Source organism: Streptomyces sp. NPDC001093, from assembly GCF_040298985.1.
Taxonomy (GTDB): Bacteria; Actinomycetota; Actinomycetes; order Streptomycetales; family Streptomycetaceae; genus Streptomyces.
In genome coordinates, this window is sequence record NZ_JBEPBF010000241.1 from 1 (window position 1) to 6,741 (window position 6,741).

Below are 6,741 nucleotides of genomic sequence, written 5' to 3' on the forward strand. Positions count from 1 at the left end.
CTCGCGGTGAGCGAGGCCCGCGACGGCGGCGGCCGGGAACCGGTCCCGGTGTAACACCTGTCCGGCACTCACAGGGCCTTGTCCTACCGGGCCTTCAGGTAGTCCGGCAGCTCGACGCCCGGCGCCAGGTCGGCGTTGGGGACCGGCGCGCCGTAGCCCTTCTGCAGCGGGACGACCCCGGACCAGTGCGGCAGGCCGAGGTCCTCCGGCTCGTCGTTCGCGTCGCCGGTGCGGAGCTTGGCCGAGACCTGGTCCAGGTCCAGCCGGATCACCGAGGTGGCGGCCAGCTCCTTCTTGTTCGCGGGCCGGGAGTCGGCGGCGCGGCCCGGCACGACGTGGTCCACCAGCGCGTCCAGGGCCAGCCGCCGCTCCTCGGGGTCGGTGACCTGGCGCGCGATGCCGTGCACCACCACGGAGCGGTAGTTGATGGAGTGGTGGAAGGCGGAGCGGGCCAGCACCAGCCCGTCCACGTGGGTGACCGTCAGGCACACCGGCAGACCCGGGTCGGCCTCGCCGGTCATCCGCAGCGGGCGGGAACCGGTGGATCCGTGCACGTACAGCCGCTCGCCGACCCGGCCGTACAGGGTCGGCAGCACCACGGGGGCGCCGTCGCGGACGAAGCCGAGGTGGCAGACGTACCCCTCGTCGAGTATCGCGTGCACCAGTTCCCTGTCGTACGACGCCCGGTCCGCGGAGCGCGTGGGCACGGTGCGGTCGGTCGGGGTGTAGGCGGCGGCCTGGGTTTCCTCGGTCGTCCCCGGCATGACGGTTCCTCCATGGGCGAGCAACGGCGATCTGGCGATCGGTATTGCACTACGGCATTGCACTAGTGCAAAATGTTCTTTGTGCTAGGAGAGTATCCCATCGAAGGGGGCGGCGCAGCCGAGATCGCGGCCAGCGTCGAGCGCGCGGTCGGTGCCGGTGAGCTGCGGCCGGGTCAACCCCTGCCCCCCATGAGGGAGTTGGCGACCCGACTGGGCGTGAACCCGAACACCGTGGCGGCCGCCTACCGCACCCTGCGCGAGCGCGGGGTGATCGAGACGGCCGGTCGCCGGGGCAGCCGGGTCCGGTCCAAGCCGGCCACCACAGGCCGCGAGGAACTGCGCGTGGAGGTCCCCGCCGGGGGCCGTGACCTGGCGGCGGGCAACCCCGACCCGGCCCTGCTGCCCCGCCTGGCCCCGGCCCTCGCCGCGGCGGCGGAGGAGGGCGACCGGCGGCCCGTCCTCTACGGCGACGACCCGGTCGACCCGGAGCTCGTCCGCACGGCCCGCGCCGAACTCGACGCCGACGGCGTCCCGGCGGGCGAGACGACCGTGACGTCCGGGTCCCTCGACGCCATCGAGCGCGTCCTCGCCGCGCACCTCAGACCGGGTGACGCGGTCGCCGTCGAGGACCCCGGCTGGGGCAGCGTCCTCGACCTGGTCCCGGCGCTGGGCCTGCGCACGCTCCCGGTCGGCATGGACGACGACGGACCACGCCCCGAAGACCTGAGGCGGGCCCTGGAGTCCGGGGCTCGCGCGCTGATCGTCACCGACCGCGCGCAGAACCCGACCGGTGCCTCGGTGACGGCCCCACGCGCGCGTGCCCTGCGCGCGGTCCTGCGCGACCACCCCCGAACCCTGCTGATCGAGGACGACCACGGCCACGGGATCGTCGACCTCCCGCTGCACCCCCTCGCGGGCGTCACCCACCACTGGGCCGTCGTCCGCTCCGCCTCCAAGGCCTACGGCCCCGACCTGCGCGTGGCGGTCGTCACCGGTGACCCGGTCACCGTCGACCGGGTACGCGGCCGCCAGCGCCTCGGTCCGGGCTGGGTGAGCCTGCTGCTGCAGCGGGCCGTGGCCCGGCTGTGGTCCGAGGGTGCGGTGGACCGGGTGAGGGTGGCGCAGGCGTACGGTGCCCGGCGGGACGCGCTGGTGGGCGCGCTGGCCGAACGCGGAGTCGCCGCCCACGGCCGCAGCGGCATGAACGTGTGGGTGCCGGTCCCCGACGAGACCGGCGCGGTGGCCCGGCTGCTGCAGGCGGGCTGGGGGGTCGCGCCGGGGGCCCGCTTCCGCCTCGACAGCGGTCCGGCGATCCGCATCACGATCTCGGCGCTCACGGAGCGGGACATCGAGTCCGTGGCCGACGCGGTGGCGGCAGCGGTACGACCGTCACCGGCGCGCGTCTACGGCTAGCGGCAAGTGGACAAGGGGCGCGGGGAGCGGCGCGACAGGCCACAACGGACCGGCACTCGCGCACGCAACCTCACGCCCCAGCCCCCCAGGCGCTCTTCCCCCGCACTCGCGTGAGCGCTACGCGCTCTTCCGCCGCACCTGGGTGAGCGCGGCCCCCGCGAGAACGATCACCGCACCCACCGGTGTGGTCCACCGCAACGACTCCCCGAGAACGGCCACACCCGCACCCGTGGCGATGACCGGAATGAAGTAGGTGACCATCTGCGCGGTGGTGGGCCCGACTTCGGCGACCAACCCGTACTGGATCAGCACCGCCAGTCCCGTGCCCAGTGCCCCCAGCGCGGCGATCGCGAGCAGCGGAACGAGCGGGAAGTGCGCGGGGAAGCTGGTGAACAACGGTGTCACAGCGGCCAGTTGAAGCGCAGCGAGCATCAGCTGCGCGCCCGTCATCGACAGGTGGGAGTTGCCCGTCCCGGCCAGCGTCCGCCGGACGTAGATCCAGCCCACGGGGTAGCTCAGCGAGGCCAGCAGCGCCATGGCCGTACCCCTGGCGTCGAGCCCGTGGAAGCCCTGCCACGCGCCCAGGACCGTGAGGACCCCGAGGAAGCCGAGGCCGAGGCCGGCCACGCGGACCCGGGTCGGCCGGTCCTCGGAGAGCGCGACCAGGGACAGGGCCATGCCCCACAGGGGCGAGGTGGCGTTGCAGATGCCGGCCAGCGTGGACGGGATCGTCAGCTCGGAGTAGGCGAAGAGGGAGAACGGCAGGGCGTTCAGGAAGAACGCGGCGACCGCCAGGTGGCCCCAGAGCCGGGCGCCGCGCGGCAGCCTCTCCCGCTTGACCGCCATCGCCGCCGCCAGTACCGCCGTACCGAACACCAGACGCCCGAGGGTGACCTGGAAGGGTGCGTAGCCCTCCGTGCCCACCTTGATCAGCAGGAAGCTGAAGCCCCAGATCAGGGACAGCGCGCCGAAGCGGAGCCGCCAGTCGAGGCGGGGGCGGGGCCGGGTGGGGGAGGCGGACTGGGTTCTGCTCGCGGTGACCGTGCTCATGACCTCAACGATGCTGCAGGCAACCTCGTAGCACAATCTAGTTTTCTCACTGAGTACCTCTTAGAATCACTAACATGTTGAATCTGGAGCGCCTGCGTACCCTGGACGCCCTCGCCCGGCATGGCTCGGTGAGCGCCGCCGCGGACGCGCTGCACGTCACCACGTCCGCCGTCTCCCAGCAGCTGGGCAAGCTGGAGCGCGAGATCGGCCAGCGGCTGCTCGCCAAGAACGGCCGCGGAGTGCGGCTCACGGACGCCGGCCGGCTGCTGTCGGAGCACGCCGCACGCATCCTGTCGCAGGTCGAACTCGCCGAGTCGGACCTGGAGGCACATCGCGGGCAGGTCGTCGGCGAACTCAGGCTGTCCGCGTTCCCGACCGCCGCTCGCGGGCTCTTCCCGGTCGCGCTCGGGGCGCTGCGGGCCGAACACCCCGGGCTGCGGGTGCGCTCCAGCGAGCTCGAGCCGGAGCAGGGCATCGCCGGCGTCGTCCGCGGTGATCTGGACCTCGCGGTGGTCCTGGACTGGTACAACAAGCCGATGCCCGTGCCCGACGGCCTGGTCAAGGCACCCCTGCTGGACGACCCGGCCGAGGTCGCCATGCCGGCCGGGCACCGGCTCGCCGAGCGGGACGAGGTGGACCTCACCGAGTTCGCCGAGGACGAGTGGATCACCTGGGGCGAGGGCGAGTTCTGCCACGAGTGGCTGATGTTCACGCTGCGGTCCAAGGGCGTCGAGCCGATCGTCGGCCACCGCGCGGGCGAGACCCACACCCAACTCGGCCTGGTCGCCGCCGGACTGGGTGTGTGCATCGCGCCGCTGCTGGGCCGGCACCCGGTCCCGGACGGCGTGGTCCTCGCGCCGCTCAAGCAGCGGGTGCGCCGGCACGTGTACGTGGTCTGGCGAGCGGACGCCGACCGCCGCCCGTCGATCCGGGCGGCGGTGGAGGCCCTGCGCGCGGCCGCGCAGCAGGTCGGCTGAGCCCTACGGCGACCCCAGCTTGCGGAAGTCCCAGGAGACGATCTTCTCCGGGGTCAGCCGCGCCCAGGCGTGGCGGCCGTCGTGCGGCATCTCGTCCAGGCCGAAGTTCTTCCGCGCGAACAGCGTCTCGGGCGTGTCGAGTTCGGCGCACAGCTCACCGGTGCGCGGCGCCTCGCCCACGAACTCCACCCGGCCGGACAGTTCGACGCCGCGCAACTGGTCGTACTCCTCGCCCGAGTCGACCACCACGGCCACCCGCGGATCGCGGCACAGCTGCGCCCAACGCCTGCTGCGCACCACCGAGTACAGCCACAGCGAAGTGCTGTCCCAGGCGAACCACAGCGCGCTGACATGCGGGGTGCCGTCCGCCGAGACGGTCGCGACCCGGCAGGTGCGCTGACTGGTGAGGAACTCGTCCAGCTCGCCGGGCGTCATCATGATCTTCCGGCCCCGGCGCTGCTGAGTGACGGTCATGCGGCCCCCTCTTCTCCCACGTCGTGCCAGAGAACTATCGTGTCCAGGTGATCCTCTGACATCACGTCAGAAAAGAAAACGGGTCGGCTGCGATACGGCCCGGGTTGGAACGGCCCGTCTTCGAAGGGGGCGCGCGCCATGCCGTCGTACGTACAGCTCAGCGAACTCCTCGACCCCGTGAGCACTGTCCTGCTCACCGTGGAATGCCAGCAGGGGGTCGTCGGCCCGGACAGCGCCCTGCCCGAACTCGCCCGCGAGGCCCGCTCCTCCGGCGCGCTGCGCAATGTGGCCCGGCTGGTCGCCGCCGCCCACGAGACCGGAGTCCAGGTCGTCCACGCGCTCGCCGAGCGCCGCCCGGACGGCCGGGGCGCGAGCCGCAACGCCCGGCTGTTCCGGGCCGCCGAACGGCTGCCCGTGCAGCAGCTGTCGGGCACCACCGCGGTGCGCGTCGCGCCGCCCATCGAGGTCACCGAGGAGGACTTCGTCGTACGGCGGCTGCACGGTCTGTCACCGATCCACGGCACCGACGTCGACGCCCTGCTGCGCAACCTCGGCTGCCGCACGCTGGTCGTCACCGGTGTCTCCGCCAATGTGGCGATACCCAACGCCGTGTTCGACGCGGTCAACCTGGGCTACACCGCCGTCGTCCCGGCCGACGCCGTCGCGGGGGTGCCCGCCGACTACACTCCCGCGATGATCCGGCACACCCTCGCGCTGGTCGCCACGGTCTCGACCACCGACGAGGTGCTCGCCTGTCTCCAACGGCCGCGCGGGCGGGCGTGAGACGGCTCAGGCCAGCTTGATCTCGTCGCCGGAGACGGTGATCTTCGCCGCGGGCAGCGGCTGGGTCGCGGGCCCCTGCTTCACACTGCCGTCCTCGGCGGAGAAGTGGCTGTTGTGGCACGGGCACACGATCACGCCGTTCGCCACGCTGCCCACGGCACACCCCTGGTGGGTGCACTTGGACGAGAACGCCTTGTACTGGCCCGCCGCCGGCTGGGTCACCACGACACCCTGGTCCTTGAAGACCTTGCCACCGCCCTCGGGGATGTCGGAGGTCTTGGCGAGCGCGGTGCCGCCGGCGGAGCCACCGCTGTTCTGCGAGGAACCGGTTGAACCGGTGGTTCCGGAGGAACCGGTGGAGCCGGTGGAGCCGGTTGTTCCGGAGGAACCGGCCCCGGTGTTCGCCGTGTCGGACGAGTTGTCGCCCGAACCGCAGGCGGTCAGCGCGGCGGCGAGGCCCGCCGCTCCGGCCGCCGCCACGACGGTACGGCGGGCGGGTCCGGTGGCCGGCTGGGGCGATGCGCTGGTCATGTGGGGCTTCCCTTCCGCGGAGCTTTTCGTGATCCGTCCAGGGGTACGGCGCCCGGGCGCCACCCGTTCAGACGGGCACCCAGATCCTTGCCGTCCGGGCATGAAATGGCCGTAAGCCACAGCTGTCGGTCTGCTGTCGGCCCCACCCCGTCCGGCCTGTCGGCCCCACCCCAGTAACCTGGGGCGATGCTCAAGGAAGTCACCGCGACCCGCTACATCGCGCCTCTGCGTGAGGGGGGCTCGCTGCCGGGGCTCGTCGAGGCCGACGACTTCGGGACCTACGTCCTGAAGTTCACCGGCGCCGGACAGGGCCGCAAGACACTGGTCGCCGAGGTGGTGTGCGGCGAGCTCGCCCGCCGCCTCGGACTCCGGATGCCCCGGCTGGTCACCGTCCGGCTGGATCCGGTGCTCGGTCTCGGCGAACCCGAACAGCAGGTCCAGGACCTGCTCAGGTCCAGCGGCGGCACCAACCTCGGCATGGACTTCCTCTCCGGTGCCCTCGGCTACGACCCGCTCGCCTTCCCGGTGAGCCCCTCGGAGGCCGGCCGGATCGTCTGGTTCGACGCGCTGATCAACAACGTGGACCGGTCCTGGCGCAATCCCAACCTCCTGGTGCACCGCGGCGAGCTCTGGCTCATCGACCACGGCGCGACCATGATCTGGCACCACAACTGGCCCTCCGCCGAGGCCTCGGCGGCCCGCCCCGCCGACGCCTCCCACCCCGCCCGCGCCCGCGTGGCCCCGGCCCT

8 protein-coding genes are annotated in these 6,741 nt (G+C 72.6%); 4 read left to right on the top strand and 4 right to left on the bottom strand.

Annotation, left to right across the window (positions count from 1 at the left end; translation table 11 throughout):
• Positions 1-83: 83 nt before the first annotated feature.
• The gene (locus ABT288_RS48965) at positions 84-764 is read right to left on the bottom strand and encodes a pyridoxamine 5'-phosphate oxidase family protein (protein WP_351623244.1); all 681 of its coding nucleotides are present in this window, start codon (positions 762-764) and stop codon (positions 84-86) included.
• 81 nt (positions 765-845) lie between these two features.
• On the opposite strand from ABT288_RS48965, the gene ABT288_RS48970 reads away from it, so the two are divergent.
• Positions 846-2,177, top strand: a complete 1,332-nt coding sequence (locus tag ABT288_RS48970; protein WP_351623245.1) for an aminotransferase class I/II-fold pyridoxal phosphate-dependent enzyme — start codon at positions 846-848, stop codon at positions 2,175-2,177.
• 117 nt (positions 2,178-2,294) lie between these two features.
• Here ABT288_RS48970 and ABT288_RS48975 read toward each other — a convergent pair whose 3' ends face one another.
• Complete coding sequence (locus ABT288_RS48975) at positions 2,295-3,227, bottom strand: DMT family transporter (protein WP_351623247.1); 933 nt, start codon at positions 3,225-3,227, stop codon at positions 2,295-2,297.
• A gap of 74 nt (positions 3,228-3,301) precedes the next feature.
• Here ABT288_RS48975 and ABT288_RS48980 point away from each other — a divergent pair, with 74 nt between their 5' ends.
• Complete coding sequence (locus tag ABT288_RS48980; protein WP_351623249.1) at positions 3,302-4,204, top strand: LysR family transcriptional regulator; 903 nt, start codon at positions 3,302-3,304, stop codon at positions 4,202-4,204.
• A 3-nt stretch (positions 4,205-4,207) separates the two neighbouring features.
• Here the strand turns inward: ABT288_RS48980 and ABT288_RS48985 are convergent, their stop codons facing one another.
• The gene (locus ABT288_RS48985) at positions 4,208-4,678 is read right to left on the bottom strand and encodes a pyridoxamine 5'-phosphate oxidase family protein (protein ID WP_351623251.1); all 471 of its coding nucleotides are present in this window, start codon (positions 4,676-4,678) and stop codon (positions 4,208-4,210) included.
• A 138-nt stretch (positions 4,679-4,816) separates the two neighbouring features.
• Here ABT288_RS48985 and ABT288_RS48990 point away from each other — a divergent pair, with 138 nt between their 5' ends.
• On the top strand, positions 4,817-5,461 hold the full coding sequence (locus ABT288_RS48990; protein WP_351623253.1) for a cysteine hydrolase family protein: 645 nt from the start codon (positions 4,817-4,819) through the stop codon (positions 5,459-5,461).
• Positions 5,462-5,467: 6 nt separating this feature from the next.
• On the opposite strand, the gene ABT288_RS48995 is transcribed toward ABT288_RS48990, so the two are convergent.
• Positions 5,468-5,992, bottom strand: coding sequence for a Rieske (2Fe-2S) protein (locus ABT288_RS48995; RefSeq protein WP_351623254.1), 525 nt, complete (start codon positions 5,990-5,992; stop codon positions 5,468-5,470).
• 186 nt (positions 5,993-6,178) lie between these two features.
• Here ABT288_RS48995 and ABT288_RS49000 point away from each other — a divergent pair.
• On the top strand, positions 6,179-6,741 hold a 563-nt coding region (locus ABT288_RS49000; RefSeq protein WP_351623256.1), incomplete at its 3' end, for a HipA family kinase.

Bases quoted from the DNA above. Each gene is read 5' to 3' on its own strand.
- ABT288_RS48965 (WP_351623244.1), bottom strand. From the start codon at position 764: ATGCCGGGGACGACCGAGGAAACCCAGGCCGCCGCCTACACCCCGACC.
- ABT288_RS48975 (WP_351623247.1), bottom strand. From the start codon at position 3,227: ATGAGCACGGTCACCGCGAGCAGAACCCAGTCCGCCTCCCCCACCCGG.
- ABT288_RS48980 (WP_351623249.1), top strand. From the start codon at position 3,302: ATGTTGAATCTGGAGCGCCTGCGTACCCTGGACGCCCTCGCCCGGCAT.
- ABT288_RS48985 (WP_351623251.1), bottom strand. From the start codon at position 4,678: ATGACCGTCACTCAGCAGCGCCGGGGCCGGAAGATCATGATGACGCCC.
- ABT288_RS48990 (WP_351623253.1), top strand. From the start codon at position 4,817: ATGCCGTCGTACGTACAGCTCAGCGAACTCCTCGACCCCGTGAGCACT.
- ABT288_RS48995 (WP_351623254.1), bottom strand. From the start codon at position 5,992: ATGACCAGCGCATCGCCCCAGCCGGCCACCGGACCCGCCCGCCGTACC.